General features: G+C 63.9%; 12 protein-coding genes. 7 read left to right on the forward strand and 5 right to left on the reverse strand.

The window, feature by feature from the left end; genetic code table 11:
• The first annotated feature begins 141 nt into the window (after nucleotides 1–141).
• From ACSFC5_RS07430 to ACSFC5_RS07445, 4 genes are all read left to right on the forward strand, one after another.
• Entirely contained in the window at nucleotides 142–879 is a 738-nt protein-coding gene (locus tag ACSFC5_RS07430) for a fumarylacetoacetate hydrolase family protein (RefSeq protein WP_440764583.1), read from the forward strand.
• 88 nt (nucleotides 880–967) lie between these two features.
• Entirely contained in the window at nucleotides 968–1,678 is a 711-nt protein-coding gene (locus tag ACSFC5_RS07435; RefSeq protein WP_440764584.1) for an MBL fold metallo-hydrolase, read from the forward strand.
• Nucleotides 1,679–1,832: 154 nt separating this feature from the next.
• Nucleotides 1,833–3,203, forward strand: a complete 1,371-nt coding sequence (locus ACSFC5_RS07440) for an Nramp family divalent metal transporter (protein WP_440764585.1) — start codon at nucleotides 1,833–1,835, stop codon at nucleotides 3,201–3,203.
• Nucleotides 3,204–3,343: 140 nt separating this feature from the next.
• Complete coding sequence (locus ACSFC5_RS07445; protein WP_440764586.1) at nucleotides 3,344–4,315, forward strand: zinc ribbon domain-containing protein; 972 nt, start codon at nucleotides 3,344–3,346, stop codon at nucleotides 4,313–4,315.
• Nucleotides 4,316–4,409: 94 nt separating this feature from the next.
• Here the strand turns inward: ACSFC5_RS07445 and ACSFC5_RS07450 are convergent, their stop codons facing one another.
• The 3 genes from ACSFC5_RS07450 to ACSFC5_RS07460 all read right to left on the reverse strand — a co-directional run bounded on the left by ACSFC5_RS07450 (nucleotide 4,410) and on the right by ACSFC5_RS07460 (nucleotide 9,178).
• Nucleotides 4,410–5,501 carry a DNA topoisomerase IV subunit A gene (locus tag ACSFC5_RS07450; protein WP_440764587.1) on the reverse strand — a complete coding sequence of 364 codons (1,092 nt, stop codon included), beginning with the start codon at nucleotides 5,499–5,501 and terminating at the stop codon, nucleotides 4,410–4,412.
• The gene (locus ACSFC5_RS07455; RefSeq protein WP_440764588.1) at nucleotides 5,498–7,996 is read right to left on the reverse strand and encodes a DNA topoisomerase VI subunit B; all 2,499 of its coding nucleotides are present in this window, start codon (nucleotides 7,994–7,996) and stop codon (nucleotides 5,498–5,500) included. The genes ACSFC5_RS07450 and ACSFC5_RS07455 overlap by 4 nt, the downstream gene beginning before the upstream one ends.
• A gap of 177 nt (nucleotides 7,997–8,173) precedes the next feature.
• Nucleotides 8,174–9,178, reverse strand: coding sequence for an ion channel (locus ACSFC5_RS07460; RefSeq protein WP_440764589.1), 1,005 nt, complete (start codon nucleotides 9,176–9,178; stop codon nucleotides 8,174–8,176).
• Nucleotides 9,179–9,340: 162 nt separating this feature from the next.
• Between ACSFC5_RS07460 and ACSFC5_RS07465 the strand changes: the two genes are divergently transcribed.
• The 3 genes from ACSFC5_RS07465 to gyrA all read left to right on the forward strand — a co-directional run bounded on the left by ACSFC5_RS07465 (nucleotide 9,341) and on the right by gyrA (nucleotide 17,853).
• Nucleotides 9,341–12,802, forward strand: a complete 3,462-nt coding sequence (locus tag ACSFC5_RS07465) for a PAS domain S-box protein (RefSeq protein ID WP_440764590.1) — start codon at nucleotides 9,341–9,343, stop codon at nucleotides 12,800–12,802.
• A gap of 560 nt (nucleotides 12,803–13,362) precedes the next feature.
• Nucleotides 13,363–15,294: a DNA topoisomerase (ATP-hydrolyzing) subunit B gene (gene gyrB / locus ACSFC5_RS07470; protein ID WP_440764591.1), complete on the forward strand. Its 1,932-nt coding sequence runs from the start codon at nucleotides 13,363–13,365 to the stop codon at nucleotides 15,292–15,294.
• A gap of 18 nt (nucleotides 15,295–15,312) precedes the next feature.
• On the forward strand, nucleotides 15,313–17,853 hold the full coding sequence (gene gyrA, locus ACSFC5_RS07475) for a DNA gyrase subunit A (protein WP_440764592.1): 2,541 nt from the start codon (nucleotides 15,313–15,315) through the stop codon (nucleotides 17,851–17,853).
• Nucleotides 17,854–17,970: 117 nt separating this feature from the next.
• Here the strand turns inward: gyrA and ACSFC5_RS07480 are convergent, their stop codons facing one another.
• Nucleotides 17,971–18,504 (reverse strand): Rrf2 family transcriptional regulator, encoded by a 534-nt coding sequence (locus ACSFC5_RS07480; RefSeq protein ID WP_440764593.1) that lies wholly within the window; start codon nucleotides 18,502–18,504, stop codon nucleotides 17,971–17,973.
• A 141-nt stretch (nucleotides 18,505–18,645) separates the two neighbouring features.
• Nucleotides 18,646–19,578: a ZIP family metal transporter gene (locus ACSFC5_RS07485; protein WP_440764594.1), complete on the reverse strand. Its 933-nt coding sequence runs from the start codon at nucleotides 19,576–19,578 to the stop codon at nucleotides 18,646–18,648.
• Nucleotides 19,579–19,598: the final 20 nt, after the last annotated feature.

A 19,598-nucleotide genomic window follows, 5' to 3' on the forward strand; every position in this document is an offset into this window, starting at 1 on the left:
GCCTAGTAAAAAGCGTTCCGTTCCGAGTCGACGGTGGCACACGCTGACGCACCTGAACGTCACGCACAATACACACTCCCGTGTTCACCGCAGTCGGCCGCCATCTCAACGTTTTTGAAGCCCCGTGACAACCTATCCCGCATGAAATACGTCCGATTCCGCGACCCGGCCGGTGCCGTCCGACGCGGCGAGTTCGAGAGCGGCCACGTTCACTTCGCGAACGAGAGCTACGACCTCGAGGACGACGCGATCGACGTCCTCCCTCCGTGTGAGCCCTCGAAGATCGTCTGCATCGGTCGCAACTACGCCGACCACGCCGACGAGATGGGATCCGAGCTCCCGGACCGGCCGCTGCTCTTCTTGAAACCGCCGAACGCGGTCGCCAGTCACGGCGACACCGTCACCGCGCCCGCCGGAAAGGAACGGATCGACCACGAGGCAGAACTCGGCGTCGTCATCGGCGAGCAGTGTCGCCACGTCCCCGAAGCCGAGGCGATGGATGTCGTCGAAGGCTTCACTTGCGTCAACGACATCTCGAACCGCGACGATCAGGAGAAAGAACAGAACTGGATCCGCGGGAAGGCGTTCGACGGTGCCGCGCCGATCGGGCCGCTGCTCGCGACGCCCGACGAGGTACCCGCCGACGCGAGCGTCCGCTCCCGCGTCAACGGCGACCTGAAACAGGACGGCTCGCGCGAGCAACTCATCTTCCCCATTCCCGAGCTCATCGCCGAGATCACGACGTACATGACCCTCGAGCCGGGCGACGTGATCGCCACCGGCACGCCGGAAGGCGTCGGCCCGCTCTCCGACGGCGACGAGGTCGAAATCGAGGTCGAAGGCGTCGGGACGCTGTCGCACTCGATTCGACGCCCCTGAATGGCCCTGTTTCCGATACGATAGTCAGTCACCCATCGCACCGACGCGAACCGAACCGTTTTCGCCCCGCTCCACTGAAGGCAGTCGTATGACCGTTCGATTCGGTGCGGTGACCGTCGACTGGTTCGGTCTCGCGACGATTCGCCTCGAGGGCCAGACGGGGGCCGTCATCTACACGGATCCCGGTCCGGAGAAGTACGGCATCCTCGACGGCCTCGAGCCGCAAGACGGCGATCTAATCCTTGTCAGTCACGACCACCACTACGATCCCGACTCGATCCGGCGAGTAGCTCACGAGGACGCCATCGTCGTGGTTCACGAATCGATCGACGCCCGCGGGATGGATCGAGAGGTCGTCCAGCCCGAGGCGCTGCCCTACGAGGTCGAACGCGTCCGCGCCGACGAGTCGTTCGTTCTGGGGCCGCTGGATCTGTTCACCACGCCGGCGTACAACGATCCGGCGGGTCCACACGTCGACGAGTCGGGAACGCCCTACCACCCCGAAGGACGGGGCTGTGGGTTCGGTGTCACCGTCGACGGGGTCTCGGCGTTCTGGCCCGGCGACACCGACGTGCTTCCGTTCCATGAGGGACTGGACGTCGACCTCTTCTGTCCGCCCGTCGGCGGCACGTTCACGATGGATCGCCGCGAAGCCGCCGAGCTGGCGAATCGAATCCGGCCGGACCTCGTCCTGCCGGTCCACTACGACACCTTCGAGACGATCGAAACCGACGCGGACGCGTTCGTCGTCGACGTCGCGAACCGGGGCGTCCCGGTGGTGCTCGACGTACAGAACTAACCACTCTTACACATTGAAGGACGAATCCGTGGACATAAGTTGACGGTTGGCAATTCTCACGCATCCACCATGCATACTGGTCCCATTCCGATATCTTTCGGAGGCGACCGCGTGAACAGTCGCCCGAGACGGACGCTCCCGGATTCACGAACGGGTGACCGACGTGTCTAACGAGGCGGCCGACGAGAGCGGCCCGCAAAATTCCGAACTCACCTATCCGTCGTCCGACTGGCGCGGATTCTTCGAGAACCACTTCGGACCGTCGATGCTCTGGGCGCTGATCAGCATCGGCGGGAGTCACATCGTCCTCGCACCGACGCTCGGCGGAACGTTCGGGCTCGTCGCGATCTGGATGTTCGGCCTCATCTACGTCGCTAAGTACGGCGCCTGGGAACTCGGTATTCGCTACAACTACGGGGTCGGAGCGAATCCCATCGAAGCCTACGGCGATCTCCCCGGGCCGAAGAACTGGGCTCTCTGGCTAACGATCCTCGTGTTCACCGTGATGTACACGTTCATCACGGCCAGCGTCGGGATGAGTACCGCCGCGTTCGTCGCCGCACTCACGCCCGGCTGGCTCACCGCCGCCTGGGCGTACGTGCTCTTCGTCGGCGCCGCCGGGGCTCTGGTGATTACCTCGCGATACTCCGTCCTCGAGAAGGCCCTGATCGGCTTTACGATCGCGGTAGGCGTCCTCGTCCTGCTCGGCGTGGTCGTCGGTCCGCCGTCCCCGGAACTGATCGCCGACACGGCGTTCGCGGTGCCGGACCTCACGGGCCCGGCGTTCGTCGCGCTGTTCGCCGCCGCAGCGGGCTTCGCACCGACCGGCTTCAGCACGAGCATCCTGATCGGGAGCTGGAGTATGGCCAAGGGTGAAGGTGCCGGCGAACTCCGCGAGAAGGGGCTCGACCCGGACGATCCCGCCAATCACGACTACATTCGCGCGTGGATCCAAACCGGCCGACGGGACTTCAACGTCGGCTACGTCTTTAGCTTCGTCCTGATCACGGCGATGGTCGTTCTGGCGACGAACGTGCTCTACCCGAACCCGCCGACGGACGCCAACCTCGCCTTCGCCATCGGATCGATTCTGAGCGACTCGTTCGGAGAGTGGTCGTACTACGCCATGCTGATCGGTGCGTTTGCGGCGCTGTACTCGACGGTCATCACGCTCCTCGACGGTGCCGCCCGCGCGACCGGGGATATCCTCCCGATGGCGCTCGAGGACGAGCGCATCGACAGCGAGCGAGTCCGAAAGCTCGTCGTCGTCGGCGTCGTCGCGATCAGTAGCGCGATGGTCCTCGCACTCGGCAACGTGCCGGTGACCCTGTTGCTCTACGTCGCGGCGATCCTCGCGGTCACGGAGATCTTCTTCTACCCGGCGAACTGGTACGTCGTCGAGAAACACCTCCCCGAGCCGTTCCGCCCGTCTCGAGCCTGGCACGCCTACTACGTCGTGAGTCTCGTGTTCGTCCTTCTCTTCGGGGCGATGGGGGCCGCGCTCCGACTCGGGCTCATCGGCTGAGACGCCGCTCAGAACCACCGTTCGACGGAAGTGGTGTCCATCGATCCGAACCAAACGAGTGGGTCGACTGAGCGGAGCAGAACTGGTTGGTTTTCCGACCGGACCAAAGCGTTACTGTCACCGCTGACGATTCCACGTCTATGAGCAGCGATCGCCGATCGGATCGGGGCGGATGTGGGCCACCGTACTGTTCGAACTGTGGTACCGGTCTCGAGTCGTCGGCGAACTACTGTCCGAACTGTGGAACGCCGAACGGTCGTCCGACCGAACGATCGAGTCCCGAGTCGTCGACCGTGCGAGGACGACCCTACTCCGGTGCCAGCGCGAATACGGACTCGAGCGGCGGCGTGACAGATCGCGAGGTTCTCGAGCATCGGATCGCGACGGCGTTGCAGGACGGCTGGGAACTCGAGCACGACTTCGGGGACCACGCCGTCATGGTGAAACGGTCGTGCGGCAGCAGGGACGAACACCTGGTGGTCGCGCTGATCACCGTCTGGTTCACGATGGGAATCGGGAACGCCCTCTACGGCGCGTACCGGTACGTCGGCGACGCCGAGCGGATGGTGTTGCGGACCGACCACGTCGAGGGGCGCGACGCCGATAGCGAGTCCGCCGGATCCGCGCTTCTCTGGCGCGTGACGGCGGCCGTCTGCTGGCTCGCGGCGGCGATCGTCGCGGTGATCGCTCTGCAGGTCGTCACGGCAGCCGCGAGCCTACCGCTGTTCCTCCTCGCGTTCGTCTTTGCGGCGATGGGTGTAAGCACCCTGCCGTCGGTCCGGCGACGACTCGAGACCCGCCACTCGGTGACGGCCAACGGACGCGTTCGCTCGGTCGACGAACGCACCGTCGTCGCCTACGACAGACCGTGTGCGGCCTGTGCGGATCCAGTCGGTCGGGGACTCGAGCGCATCTACCGGAAGGAGTTCTGCTTGCTCGGCGTCCCGCTGACGGCCTCCGAGGGGCGAAACTACTACTGCAAGCGGTGTGCGACGGCCGAATTCCAGACCTCCGGCGGGAACGATCAGCAGACAACGAAGTCGTCGTCCGGCCCGGTAGCGGACCGGAGTGTAGAATCGTGGGAAACGGATCGTGAATCAGACCACGCCTGAACGGCGCTGTAGGCTCTGGACGTTGCTGTCGAGGATCGGTCCCTGTGGGACCCACGCTCGTCTACCCGTTCCGAAACGTCGGTTCGACGGCCGTCTACAGGACGCCCATCTCGTCTAACCGTTCCGGCAGATAGGTGTCCGTCACGAAGTCGAGACCGCGCGCCGCGAGCGACTGCTGTTCGGACTTTTTACCGATCTCAAGCTGTAGCTCGATCTGTTCCTCCCAGTAGTCGGTCTGGAAACGCGGGTCCTCGAGTTCGCTCTCTAAGGCGTTGATGTCCGAGTCCGAGAGAGGGTCGGTCGGAAGTTCGTACTCGACGATGTCCGCGGGCTGGATGCCGATGTACTGGGCCTCCGGCGTCGCGAGATACTCCGAGAGGTGGGCCGACTTGATCGAGCCGTAGGCGACGGAGCCGTAGATGCGGTACGACCACGGGTCACCGTCGGCGAAGACCGTGACGGGGAGGTCGAGTTCGTCGTGGAGCCGTTTGATGATCCGCCGGGTCGCACGAGCGGGCTGGCCCTTCAGGTGGACGATCAGGGCGTTGTACTCCTCGTCGAAGCCGTTCTCGACGAGTCGGTCCCGCATACCACCGGTCTCCACCGCGAGGATGAAGTCGGCGTCGTTGTCGAGGAACTCGATCGTGTCGGGATTGTTCGGAATCTGGTAGCCACCCTCACCGACGTCTTTCTGACAGTGAATCTCGCGCTCGCCGCGACGAGTCTGTTCGCGCAGGTGGAGCGGACCCATGATCGTCGCGCCCGACTCCTCGGGGCGCATGTGGAAGTCCTCGCGAGTGACTCCCGAAACGATTTCCAAGTCCTCGATCATGCTGTTGGACTCGTCCTGATCGTTGAACTGGGCCTCGTTGTTGTCCCAGCTTTCCGAGAGATAGTAGAGTTCACGCAGGGTCGACGACCGGTCTTCGTCGAGCTGCTCGGCGAGGAATTCGATCGTGTAGACCGCCTTGAGGAGCTTTCGGGCCCCCTTGACGGAGTTCGCGGAGCGGGTCGACTCGCGGTCGCCGTAGACCCAGACGTGCGAGTCCTCGTCGTACTCGATGTTGTTCTTCGTCCGCGTCGGAACGGACATGTGCGGGATCTCGCCCAGTTCGAACTGGTCGTAGAACTGCGCCGCGAGATCGATCAACTGTTCTCGTGCCTGCTGGTCGTTATCTGCGCTCATTGGTCTGTGACGGTGAGTTTCTCGGTTTCGACACCTTTCACGTCGAGATCGAACTCGGCATCGTCGGCCACCTCGTACTCGAGTGCGGCGTCGTCACCGCTCGAGACGTCCGGTTCCCACTTGACGAACCACTCGCCGTCCATCTCGACGACGCTTGCGTCGTCGGGGAGGCTGGTCGGTTCGGCCGAGACGATGTCGGTGATCTCGAGCGACTCGTTGGTGTTGGAGTTGTTCTCGACCGTGACCGAAACGGCCTGACTGGTTCCGTTCTCCTCGATCGATCGCTCGACGAGGACGTTGTTCATGATACGGGCGATGGCGTCGTCGATGTCGGGTTCGTCGCGGTCGGTCACCTCGGCGACCTTCGTAGCCATTTCGGGGAGAATCTTCCCGAGGACGTTCTGTTTCTTCCGGCGCTGTTGCATCGAGCGGCGCTTGTTCAGGTAGCTCTTGAGTTCGCGTGCGGCCTCACGAATCGCAAGTTCGATCTCGTCTTCGATTTCGGGGACGTTCGCAACGGCGTCCTTCGATTCGCTGGTGAAGGGGACGTTCGTCGACGCGACGTGGACCATGATGACGGCCGGTCCGTTGGGCAGCCCGGAGCCGCCGGGTTGATCGAGCCCGTAGTTGCGCCAGCCGATCGATTTGACCACGTCGGTCGTCGCACACGCGCCGCGCTGGTAGACCAGCGGGACGCGGTTGGCAAACCGCATGACGTCGGCGCTGCCCTCGGCCGGGAGCTCGCCGCCGTAGGCGATACCGGCCTCGACGATGAACGGATCCCCACCGTGAACCTCGGCGTCTCGAGTCGCCGAGGCGTAGAAGTCGGCCTCGAACTCCTTCTCGAGCCCGGCCGAGATCAGCTCCTCGGTGATGGGGGCGAGACACCGCGTCGGCGGTGCCATGATATCTGTTTCGCGCATCCCGTCGACGAGGTTGCTGGCGGCGTCGCGGTCGCCTTTGAACTCGCGAACCAGCGGCGGATCGTCAGGAACGGTCGCCATGACCGACCAGACGGCCTCGAGGACGTTTTCGCGGGCGGTGTCGCCGAAGCTAACGTCGTCGTACTCTTCAGTGAGATCCGCCGCGCGGTCGACGAACGACCGGAGTTGTTTGTGCGTGAGTCGGTGCCGGGTGAGTTCGTCGTCTCCCTCTTCGCGTTCGTCCTCGAACTTGGCCGCGAGGCGCTCGGCGAAGGCGTGGATCACCTCGTCGTCCTTTCGGGTGCTCGTCGCGTCGTCGGCGAGGGCGTAGAGGTCGGCGACGAGTCGCGACTCGCCATCGACGTCGTCCTCGTCGAAATCGACCGTCTCGTCTCCCGCTACCGCCTCGTCGTCGCCGGGCACGTCGATCAACGCACGCCAGACCACGTCGACGGCGTTCTCGCGGACGGTGTCGCCGAACGTCGTTCCGTGATCGGCCTCGACGTCGTCGGCGGCCGAATCGACGACCGCGAGGAGTTCGTGGTGGGCGATCCGGTCGCGATCACCGACCGCGTCGACGATGGCCTCGGCGAAGGCGTCCGTCGCGTCGGCCCCTTTGTTCACCGTCGCGTTCGTGATCGTCGCTCGAAGGTCGATATCCTCGTGGCTCGCGGGCGGCCGCCACCGCATCTCGCGACCGTAGTGGCGGTCGCGGAACTCGTCGATGATCGACTCGGCGCTCTTCTTGCCGACGCGCGTAAACTCCTCCTGGAGGAAGCCCGAGACCGTCTGGGAGTCCGTCGCCGACAGCATCTTCATCACGGTGCCGAGTTCGACGCCGTGGGGGTGTGGACGAATCTCCTCGGTCTCCTCGGGTAGCTGATCCGTCGCGCGTTCGAACTTGAAGTGTTCCTGCGGTTCGCGCAGTTCGAGGCGCGCGTGGGGATTGACGACTGCGGTATGCTTGATGTAGTCGTGAAGCTGGCTGCGGGCGCGCATGTTCGCCTCCATCTCGAGGACGATGCGCGTGCCGTGGGGGCGATCCCACGTGGTGGTCTCTTCGACGCTGATCTCGGGTTCGTTCTCGTCGGTGTCGACGATGAGTTCGAAGTACTCCGCCTCGCTCGCACCCTGGGTTCGACTGGTGATTTTGGCGGGCTTCCCGCTCGTGAGCTGGGCGTAGAGAACCGCCGCGGAGATCCCGATCCCCTGCTGCCCGCGGGACTGTTCGCGGGCGTGGAATCGCGACCCGTACAGCAGTTTCCCGAAGACCTTCGGGAGCGTCTCCTTCGTGAGACCCGGTCCGTTGTCCTCGACGATCAATCGATAGTAGTCGCCCGCTTCCTCGATTTCGACGTAGATATCCGGGAGAATACTCGCCTCCTCGGCGGCGTCTAGGGCGTTGTCGACGGCCTCCTTGACGGCCGTGACGAGCCCTCGAGCCCCGCTGTCGAAGCCGAGCATGTGCTTGTTCTTCTCGAAGAACTCCGCGATCGAGATCGCCTGCTGGCTCTCGGCCAACTCCTCGGCGATCCCCGCCTCGTCCTCGAGTGTCGACTGAAACGACGTCATTGTCCCTCCATACTAACGGCGGGGCTAAAAGATGTGTGTTACCGGAGTGAAAGTGAACTCGGTGAGGGCAGCGGGGGTCGGGGGTGGACGGATCGTGTGGGTCCACGAGTCGACGCCCGTCCGTTTCGGGCGGCGTTCGATCCGTTTCGGGGGGCGTCAGCCAGTTCCGAACGGCAGTCAGCCGGTTTCGAGCGGCGGCCAGTACCACGCGTCGGCCCGGACGACGCCGAGGAGCTTCCGCCGTCGGTCCGTCAGGTCTTCGAGTGCCTCGTCGAACTCGCCGTCGGCCATCGGAATCTCGTCCTCGCGAAGGCGGTCGAGATCCGGCGCTCGCGGCACGTCGTCGGCGGGCTCGATGAACGCGGTCTCGAGCGTGTCGAGGTAGCTGTCGACGCTCGAGCGGGCGTTCTCGACTAGCGTCGGATTCGGCTGGGCGTCCTCGTCGACGCCGTATCGGAAGATGGTCAGGGCTTCGTCGAAGATGGGGACGGCCATCGCCGAGGCCCGCGTGGCCTGTTCGCTGTGATAGTAGTGGAGGATCGGGTAGGCCTCGTGCTGGTCCGCGAGCAGGGAGAGCTGGGTCGAGAGCGACTCGAGCGGGAGGTCGAGCCCCTCGAACTCCTCGGCCTCGCCGGCCCAGCCAGCACGGACGAATGCCTCGCTGCGTTCGCCCAGTCCGGTGACGTCGCTGGCGAACGAGCGTTTCGCCGAAACGGCTCCGAGGACGGTCAGGACGTAGGAGACGCCCAGCGTGACGAACGCCATTCCCGTCGCCGTGGTAAATGAACTCGCGATCTCCCAGGTGCCCGTCGTGGGAGCGTAGTCACCGTTCCCGGTCGTGAACATCGTGTAGGCGACGTAGTAGAGCCGCCCCGTCCAGTCGGCGTACTCGCCAGTCTGTGGGCTGACGAGGGCCGTCTGGTCGCCGGCGAAGACGAACGTCCAGCCGAGCCACAGGAGTGTGATCCACATCGCGAGCGTGAGCGTGAGGATGAGCGGCCCGGCGATGCTCAGCGCTTTCGGGTGGTCTCCGGTCACCGTCCGGAGGCCGCGCCAGGTCCGGCTGGTCAACCGACCCGAGAGCGGACCGGACCCCCCGTCGACCCAGAGCGTCGTCCAGAGAATGTCGACGATCACGGCGGTGAGCACGACGATACCGGCGACCAGATACAGCGGTCTCATTTCGTTCGAACTACAGGACCGAACCCCGTCAACGGTGTCCCGGTCACTGACGCGGCTTTTTCAGTACCGACGAAACCGGCGGTGACGTCCCCAGTGTCGACGTCCGAAAACGCCGTTCTAGCGTCCCATAGGGTTTATAGTATTCACGCCACACCAACGATTATGAGTACACGAACGGGTGCCATCGATGGGTCCTTTTGGGGGGAGGTCGACGACGACCTGGCACTCTCTCGGTATCGGGCACTCGTCGAAACGATCGACGACGGTATCTATCAACTCGATGCCGACGGGCAGTTCGTCGCGGTCAACGACGAACTCGTGGATGCGACGGGGTACGCTCGAGACGAACTCGTCGGCGAGCACGTTTCCCTCCTTCTCGACGATTCGACTATCGACGCGATCGAACGCGACCTATCGAATCGGCTCCGAACGGACGGCGCCGACGCCGCGACCTTCGAACTCGAGGTTCGAACGGCCGACGGCGAGACGCTTCCCTGCGACGTTCGAATCAATCCGATCGTCGAGGGCGACGAGTTTCGAGGGACGATCGGCGTCGCCCGCGATCGTTCGCGCCCCACCGAGCGGTTACGCGCGGCCGACGCGGAGCGATCGGCACCGACGGATATTGCAGACACCACTTCCGAGTCGATCACGGCCATTCTCGACGACGCGAACATCGGCGTCGTCGTGCTCGATGAGGCGTTCAACGTCGCCTGGATCGACGAGACGATCGAGGGATTTCTCGGTCTCGAGCGCGAGTCTGACGTCGGTCGGGACGGCCGGACGATGTTCGAAGAGACTCTCTCTGAGACGATCGCCGAACCCGGTTCGTTCGCGGAGACCGTGCTGACCACCTACGACGAGGACAGCTACGCCGACGGTCTCGAGTGTCGAGTCACCGGAACCACAGGCGACGATCTCGAGGAACGATGGCTCGAGTACCAGAGCGAACCGATCGAGTCGGGTGAATACGCCGGCGGACGGGTCGAACTGTACTACAATATCACCGAGCAGAAGCGGTCGGAGGGTGCCTTACGGGAGAGCGAGGAGGAGTTTCGCTCGCTGGCTGACGCCGTCGAGGAGTACGCGATCTTCCGGCTGGATTCGGACGGTCACATCGTCAGCTGGAACAAAGGGGCGGCGCAGATCAAGGGATACGATCGAGCGGAAATCCTCGGCGAACACATCTCCACGTTCTACACCGAAGACGACCGCGCGGCGAACGTTCCCGAGAGAAACCTCGAGGCGGCGACCGAGAACGGCTCCGTCGAGGACGAAGGGTGGCGGGTTCGGAAGGACGGCGGGCGGTTCTGGGCGAACGTGACGATCACGCAAATTCGGGACGACGACGGGACCCATCAGGGGTTCCTGAAGGTGACTCGGGACATGACCGATCGGTGGGAGTTCGAACGAGAACTCGAAACCGAACTACAGCGCATTCTCAGCCGGATCTCCGACGCGTTCTACGCCGTCGACGACGAGTTTCGGTTTACCCACGTTAACGACCGCGCCGAAGAACTCCTCCAGCACTCCGAGGCGGAGTTACTCGGCGAGCAACTCTGGGACGTCTTCCCCGACCTCCTCGATCTCGAGGAGGTCTGGGACGCCTTCCAGACGGCACTGGAGACGCAGGAACCGACCAGCTACGAACTCTACTACGACACGCTCGACTTCTGGGTCGAGGCGAACCTTTACCCCTCCGAAACCGGTATTTCGGTCTACTTCCGCGACATCACCGACCGGAAAGAGCGCCAGCAGGCCGTAGAGGAGTCCGAGCAGCGCTATCGGACCCTCGCCGAGTACTTCCCGAACGGACTCGTCACGCTGTTCGACCACGATCTCGAGTACACGCTGGCGGCGGGCCAGGGCTTCGATCGGCTCCCCGTCGATCCCGAGGATCTCGAGGGAGAGAGCTTCTACGACGTGTGGCCCGAGGAGACGGGCGAGATGCTCGAGCCGGCGTTCCTGGCCGCCCTCGATGGGGAGGAACGGTCGGTCGATCTCACGTATGCCGACCGCGAGTGGGTGGTCCACGCGGTGCCGATCGAAGACGACAGTGGCGAGGTGGTCGCGGGCATGACGATGGCACAGGACGTCACGGAGCAAAAGGAGCGCGAGCAGTACCTCGAGGACGCCAAAGCCCAACTCGAGGCCGCGACCGAGGCCGGAGCCGTCGGCACCTGGGAGTGGCAGATTTCGGAGGATCAGTTCGTCACCGGCCGATCGTTCGCCAAGACGTTCGGCGTCGATCCCGAGGCGGCCCGCGAGGGCGTCCCCCTCGATCGAATCACGTCGTCGATTCACGAGGCGGATCGCGACCGCGTCGAGCGACGGATCGAGGCTGCCGTCGAGTCGGGCGAGGAGTACGAGGAGGAGTATCGCGTCTGGAACGCCGACGGCGAACTCCGGTGGGTCGTCGCCCGTGGACACGTCGAGTACGACGAGAACGGAACCCCTGAGACGTTCCCCGGTGCGCTCACCGACATCACGGAGCGAAAGCGAACGGAACTGGAACTCCAGCGGAACAAAGAACAGCTCCAGTCGCTGTTCGAGATCCTCCCCGTCGGGGTCATCGTCGCGGAGCAAAACGGCGGTATCGTCGAGGCGAACAGGGCCGCAAAGGAGATCTGGGGTATCGACGAGTTCGACGCCGACTCGTTCGACGAGTACGATCAGTTCCCGGTCAGATGGGCTGACACGGGCGAGCCGCTCGAGCGCGACGAGTGGACGATCGCTCGTGTCCTACAGGGCGAGGAGGTGACCGAGCCCAGAACCTTCGAGATCGATTCCAGAGACGGCGAGCGACGAATTCTCAGCGTCAGAGGGATGCCGATCAGAAACGCGCGCGGCGACGTGACGCGTGCCGTGATCACGCTCAGCGACATCACCGAACGCACGGAGTACCAGCGACGTCTCGAGGAGACGATCTCCCAGCTCGAGGAGTCGAACGAACGGCTCGAACACTTCGCCTACGCGGCCAGTCACGATCTACAGGAGCCGCTGCGAATGGTCTCGAGCTATCTCCGCCTTATCGAGCAGCGGTACGGGGACGAACTCGACGAGGACGGCGAGGAGTTCCTCGCGTTTGCGGTCGACGGCGCCGATCGGATGCGCGAGATGATCGAGGGGTTGCTCGCCTACTCCCGGGTGGAGACGCGGGGCGATCCGCTCGAGCCGGTCGATCTCGACGCGGTGCTCGCGGACGTCGTGGCGGATCTTCAGTTCCAGATCGAGGACTCCGAGGCCGAGGTTACGAGCGACGAACTCCCGCGCGTCGAGGGTGACGCGAGTCAGTTACGGCAGGTGTTCCAGAACCTGCTGACGAACGCGATCACGTACAGCGGCGACGAGCCGCCCCAGGTACACGTCGACGCCGAGCGACGGGGTCGGCAGTGGGAGGTGTCGGTCCACGACGAGGGGATCGGCATCGATCCGGAGGATCAGGAACGCGTGTTCGAAATCTTTCAGCGGCTCCACAGTCGCGGGGAACACGCTGGGACGGGGATCGGGCTCGCGCTCTGTCAGCGCATCGTCGAACGCCACGGCGGCGAGATCTGGCTCGACTCCGAACCGGGCGAGGGGACGACGTTTTCGTTTACCCTGCCAGCGGCCGAGCACGAATGAGGGCCAATCGATCGCCTCGAGAAAATCCTCCAACGGTTCGACCAGCCCGTCGATCCACCCCCCGTCCTCACCGGACACGTACCGGACTGCGATCGTCTCACGTTCGTCTCCGCCGCGCGCCGTGTCGAGTCGCTGGATGCGCTCAGTTCACTGCCAGATTCTCGTGACTTCGACGTGTCCGTGCTCGGCGTGATCGTCCGTCCCTCCGTTCTCGATAGCTCGGTCTTTTAGTCGGGGTTCTTCGAACTCTCGTGCATCGTCCCGTGGATACCGTTCTGGACGCCCGTACGACCCCTGGGCGCTCGACTGGTGCGCCTTTACGCTCGTTTCTGGCGTATGCCCACGCTTTGGCGCTCGTCGTCGGTCACGCCCTCGATAGACTCGAGCGGTCGACGTGACGGGAATCGAATCCCTCCAATCGGAGATTACCCAGCCGCCGAACGCAACTAATACGGTGTTGTAGCTCCCTCGATACGAGCAACCGACTATTATCGAGCGCTCGCCCGCGCGCGTACGTGACTTTTATTAGGGCCGGACCACTACCCGAAAGCAGGTTTTACATGTCCCAGGAAAGTGAGTACGGCGCCGGACAGATTCAGGTCTTAGAGGGCCTGGAGGCCGTGCGAAAACGGCCGGCGATGTATATCGGCTCTACGGATTCTCGAGGGCTCCACCATCTCGTCTACGAAGTGGTGGACAACTCGATCGACGAGGCACTGGCTGGCCACTGCGACGACATCACCGTCACGATCCACGACGACAACTCGGTGAGCGTCGCAGACGACGGCCGCGGCATCCCCGTCGACACGCACGACGAGTACGAACGCCCGGCTCTCGAGGTGATTCTCACTGTTCTCCACGCCGGGGGGAAGTTCGACAACAAGTCCTACCAGGTCTCCGGCGGTCTCCACGGCGTCGGCGTGAGCGTCGTCAACGCGCTCTCCGAGCGCCTCGAGGCCGAGGTCAAACGCGACGGCGGCGTGTTCGAACACGCCTTCGAGGCGGGCGAACCCGTCGGCGACATGGAGCGCGTTCGCGACATGGAGCCGGACGAGGAGACCGGCACGCAGGTTCGGTTCTGGGCCGACACCGGCATCTTCGAGGCCGACGAGTTTTCGTTTTCGACGCTCTCGAACCGGCTTCGCGAACTCGCCTTCCTCAACTCGGGCGTCCGCATTACGCTGCGTGACGAACGCGAGCAGACCGACGACGGCGAGTTCGTCGCGGACACCTACGAGTACGACGGCGGCATCCGCGAGTTCGTCGAGTATCTGAACGAGACGCGCTCGGCGATGCACGACGAGATCATCTACTTCGAGGACGAGGACCAGAACATCCAGGTCGAGGTCGCGATGCAGGCCACCGAGGAACTGCAGGGTTCGATCCACGCCTTCGCGAACAACATCAACACTCGAGAGGGCGGCACCCACCTCACCGGGTTCAAGACCGCGCTCACGCGGACGGTCAACGACTACGCGGGCGACAACGGCCTGCTCTCGGATCTCGAGGAGAACCTCACGGGCGAAGACATCCGCGAGGGACTCACCGCGGTCATCTCGATCAAACACCCGGACCCGCAGTTCGAGGGCCAGACGAAGACGAAACTCGGCAACTCGGAAGTGCGCGGGATCGTCGAGAGCGCGATGCACGAGGGCCTGGGCACCTACTTCGAAGAACACCCCGACACCGCACAGGCCATCGTCATGAAGGCCGTCGAGGCCGCGAAGGCCAGAAAAGCGGCCCGGAAGGCCGAGGAGTTGACGCGACGCAAGTCCGCGCTCGACTCGACCTCGCTGCCCGGAAAGCTGGCCGACTGCCAGACCAAAGACCCCGACGAGGCCGAACTGTTCATCGCGGAGGGAGACTCCGCGGGCGGCAGCGCGAAACAGGCCCGCAATCCGGAGTTCCAGGCCGTCTTGCCGATCAAGGGGAAGATCCTGAACGTCGAGAAACACCGACTCGATCGGATTCTCGAGAACGACGAGATTCGGAACATGATCACCGCAATCGGGGCGGGGATCGGCGACGAGTTCGACGTCGAAGACGTCCGTTACAAGAAGATCATCATGGCGACCGACGCCGACGTCGACGGCGCGCACATCCGGACGCTCATGCTCACGTTCTTCTACCGGCACATGCGGCCGCTTCTAGAAGGTGGCTACGTCTACGCGACCCAGCCGCCGCTGTACCGGATTCGCTACCGCGGCGAAACGTACGACGCGATGACCGACGCCGAGCGCGACGAGATCGTCGAGGAGAAGTGCGACGGCAACCCGACCCAGGTCCAGCGGTTCAAGGGACTGGGCGAGATGAACCCCGAACAGCTCTGGGAGACGACGATGAACCCCGAGAACCGTATCCTCAAGCAGATCACGGTCGAGGACGCGGCCGCGGCGGACAAGATGTTCTCCGTGCTGATGGGCGACGCCGTCGAACCGCGCAAGCAGTTTATCAAAGACCACGCTCCCGAAGCCGAGTGGATCGATATTTAGCCGAGGTGACGTAACTACATGAGTTCAGACGTACCCGAACCGACTGACGTACAGGCGCGGGCGGTCGAAAACGTCCGCATCGAAGACGAGATGGAGCAGAGCTACATCGACTACGCGATGTCCGTCATCGCGGGGCGAGCCCTCCCGGACGTCCGGGACGGCCTGAAGCCGGTCCACCGGCGCATCCTCTATGCGATGCACGAGATGGGCGTCTCCTCCGGCAGCAGCCACCGCAAATCCTCCTCGATCGTCGGGGAAACGATGGGTGACTACCACCCTCACGGCGACAGCGCGATCTACGACACCCTGGTCCGACTGGCCCAGGACTTCTCGATGCGCTATCCCCTCGTCGACGGGCAGGGGAACTTCGGTTCGATGGACGGCGATCCCGCCGCAGCGCCCCGATACACCGAGGCGCGGATGGCCCCCGTCGCCGAAGAGTTGCTCGAGGACATCGACAAGGACACGGTCGACTTCTCGGCGAACTACGACGACCGCCTGCAGGAACCCGACGTGTTGCCGGCTGCCTTCCCGAACCTGCTGGTTAACGGCTCCTCGGGGATCGCGGTCGGGATGTCGACGAACATCCCGCCGCACAATCTCGGCGAGGTGATCGACGCGACGATCGAACTGATCGACACCCCCGACGCGACGGTGGAGGACCTGATGGAGCACGTCAAGGGTCCCGACTTCCCGACCGGTGCGAACATCGTCGGTCGCGACGCCATCTACTCGGCGTACAAGACCGGCCGCGGTCGGATTCGCGTTCGCGCGGAGTTCGAGGTCGAGGAGTGGAAGAACGACCGCGAGCGGATCGTGATCACCGAACTTCCGTATCAGGCGAACAAGGCTCGAATGGTCGAGCGCATCGCCGACGACGTCAACGAGGGCCTGATCGAGGGGGTCTCCGACCTGCGCGACGAGTCGGACCGCGACGGCGTCCGCGTCGTCGTCGAGTGTAAACGCGGTGCGAACGTCGAGGTCGTCAAGAACCGACTGCTCGAGAACCACCTCGAGAAAACCTTCGGCGTCATCAACCTCGCACTGGTCGACGGCCAGCCTCAGGTGCTCTCGCTTCGAGAGACCTTGGAAGAGTACGTCGCCCACCGGCGGGAGGTCGTCCGCCGCCGCAGCGAGTACGACCTCGAGGAGGCCGAGGACCGAGAACACATCCTCGAGGGTCGGCTGACGGCCGTCGAGAACGCCGACGACGTCGTCGAACTGATCCGGAACAGCGAGGATCGCTCGGCCGCGAAGGAAGCCCTTCAGGAGGCGTACGACTTCTCACAGGCCCAGTCCGAGCACATCGTCCGGATGCAACTCGGCAGTCTCACTTCGATGGAGACGGCCGAGATCGAAGACGAGTACGAGGAGGTCCAGGCCGAGATCGAGCGCCTGACAACCATCCTCGAGAGCGAGCAGGAACTGCTCGCGGTCATCAAAGACGAGTTGCGGGAGATCAAAGACGAGTATTCGGACGACCGTCGGACTTCGATCGTCGAGGATCAGGGGACGGTCACCCACGAGGATCTCATCCCGGAGGAGGAGGTCTTCGTCGTCATGACCGAAGACGACTACGTCAAGCGGATGCCTATCGAGAACTTCGATCCCCAGGGCCGCGGCGGCAAGGGGATCATCGGCGCGGACGTCAAAGACGACGACCGCGTCACGACGGTGTTCCGGGCGAACACCCACGACTACCTGCTCTGTTTCACCAATCAGGGCAAAGTCTACCAGCTCAAGACCTACGAGATCCCCGAGATGGGCCGGACGGCCCGCGGGAAATCGGCGGTCAACATCCTCGATCTCGACCCCGGCGAGGACATCACGGCCATCGTCGACACCGACGCCTTCGGTGAGGACGAGTACGTGACCATGGCGACCCGCCACGGCTACGTCAAGCGAACCGCCGGCGACGACTTCGAGAACATCCGGACGACGGGGATCATCGCGGCCGACTTGGAGGAAGGCGACGAACTCGTCGACGTCGAGGTCACCGACGGCTCGCAGGATCTGGTCATCGCCACCGAGGGCGGGATGACGATCCGGTTCGACGAGAGCGAGGTCCGCGCGATGGGCCGGAACGCCCGCGGAGTCAACGGGATCAAACTACAAGAGGGCGACGCGGTCGCCGGCCTCGTCGCGACCGACGAGGAGGACGGACAAGCGCTGCTGACCGTGACGCGCAACGGGTACGGGAAACGGACCCGGCTCTCCGAGTACCGCACCCAGTCACGATACGGAAAGGGACTGATCGACATCAAAACGGGCGAACGGAACGGTCCCGTGACGGCGGTCAAGGCCGTCGACGACGACGACCAGCTCGTCATGATGAGCGAGCGCGGCCAGATCGTCCGCACCCGCGTCGACGAGATTTCGGAGGTCGGCCGGAACACGATGGGCGTGATCGTGATGGCCGTCGAGGACGGCGACGCGGTCGCGAGCGTCGACGACATTCCGGCGGCCGCGGCGGCCGACGCCGAGGCGGACGACGATGCCGAGGCAAACGATGCTAGCGATGCGGACGGCGAAGTCAAGGCAGACGCCGACGAGAACTGAGCGGCCCACAGCAATTTTTTGCGCGTCGAAGCGCCGTCGAGCACGGTAGGCGAGCGTAGCGTCGCTAGAGACTCTCGAGTAGGGATAAGCTATAGAGGGTCGAGACCTGCGGGCGACTCAGTGTGCGGGCTCTTCGGCGGGCGCGACCATGTCTTCGATCCGCAGGATGAGAATGTTATTGGTGTCGTCTTTGCCGTCGACGCGGCCCTCGATGACCAGTTTCGACAGCGGCGTCGGGCCGACGATGACCGAGTCGTCCTCGTGGATCTCGCCCATCGAGCCCTGCATGTGAATCTCGGCACGGCAGAGTTCGGGGTGGTGGACGCTCGAGAGGTCGATCTCCTCGACGATGACGTCCTGGACGGGGTTGCCCTCGTGCTCGAGCGGGACGGAGGCCGGATCGTCCATCTGCTGGATCTCGAGGGCCTCGTAGGCTGCGGCGGTCGGCTTGTAGCCACCTTTCGGGCCTGGTACACCTTCGACCAACTGCAGGGCTTTGAGACTCTGCATCTGGTTGCGAATCGTTCCGGGATTCCGGTCGACCTGCTCGGCGATGTCCTCGCCTTTGATCGCGGATTCGGACTCCTTGTGGAGATTCGTCAATGCGCGGAGGATCTTCTTCTGGCTGGGGGTGAGTTCGATGGATGACATACGTTATTGTTCGTAATTGATTTCCTTAAACCCGACGGGTACGCCGGGCTGACACACTCAGATTTTGCTGTTTGAACCGGTCATAGTAAGGCGTTTGGGTTCGTCATCCGTTTCGGTCTCCGTCCGCCGACTATCCGCCGCTCATGTCGGGACGAGCCAGCCCTCGAGGACCACGTCGGTGAGCACGCCATTGAGGAAGAACATGAAGGCGAACCCGAACGAGAACGTCGCGGCGTTGATCCGGGTGATGACGGCTTCGGCGTCGAACCGGATGAGTTCGGCGACCTCGATGAGCACCTGGAGGATCGCACCGATCGCGATGGCGTAGAACAGGACCGCGAGCAGAGTGGACTGGCCGAAGCTGCCGACCCAGCCGCCGAGAATAACGGTGCCCCCTGCGATGGCACCCATCGCGACGAAATGGTATAGCGGCGGCGTTGCCCTGTCGCGAGCGACGGCGGCGACGATGGTTGGGCCTTCCATTACGTTGTGCATCACGAACGCCAGGACGAGCAACATCACCAGCGATGCGTCGCCAGCCACGTAGGCGACGCCGATGCCGAGCCCCTCGCCGAGACTGTGCAGGCCGAGCGCGAGCGCGACCAGATAGGCGATTTCGAGGCCGCTTTTTTGCTGGTCTGCCATCTTGCGCTGACGCCACTCACTGGCAGCGTACATGACGAGGAACGTCCCCCCGACGCCGACGACGGCCAGCGCGGCAGCGAAACCGGTACTCTCGGCAGCAGCGCTATACTCGAAGATCTCTTCGGTCATCTCGACGGCGATGAAGACGAGGACACCGGCAGCGAGCGCCATGAAGGCGTGTAAGTACCGGGGATCGAGATCGCGAATGAACGGGAACCAGAGCATCCCGATCAACACCGGAATGATACCGGCGATCGCCCCGATTATCGTCAGCATCCAGAGCATATCGGCCGTGCTCGCTTCGTCCACGCTTCCGAGGTCGCCGAACGGCGAAGTGAGATAGAGCGCTCCGAAGATGGCCCCGAACACGAGAAGGGGACCGATCGCTAATAGCCAGCGAGGCAGGTCGTGTATCGACCGATCCGTCATCGCGAACCGACACCTCCAGC

Origin of the sequence: Natronorubrum marinum (assembly GCF_052040125.1) — an archaeon.
GTDB lineage: Archaea > Halobacteriota > Halobacteria > Halobacteriales > Natrialbaceae > Natronorubrum.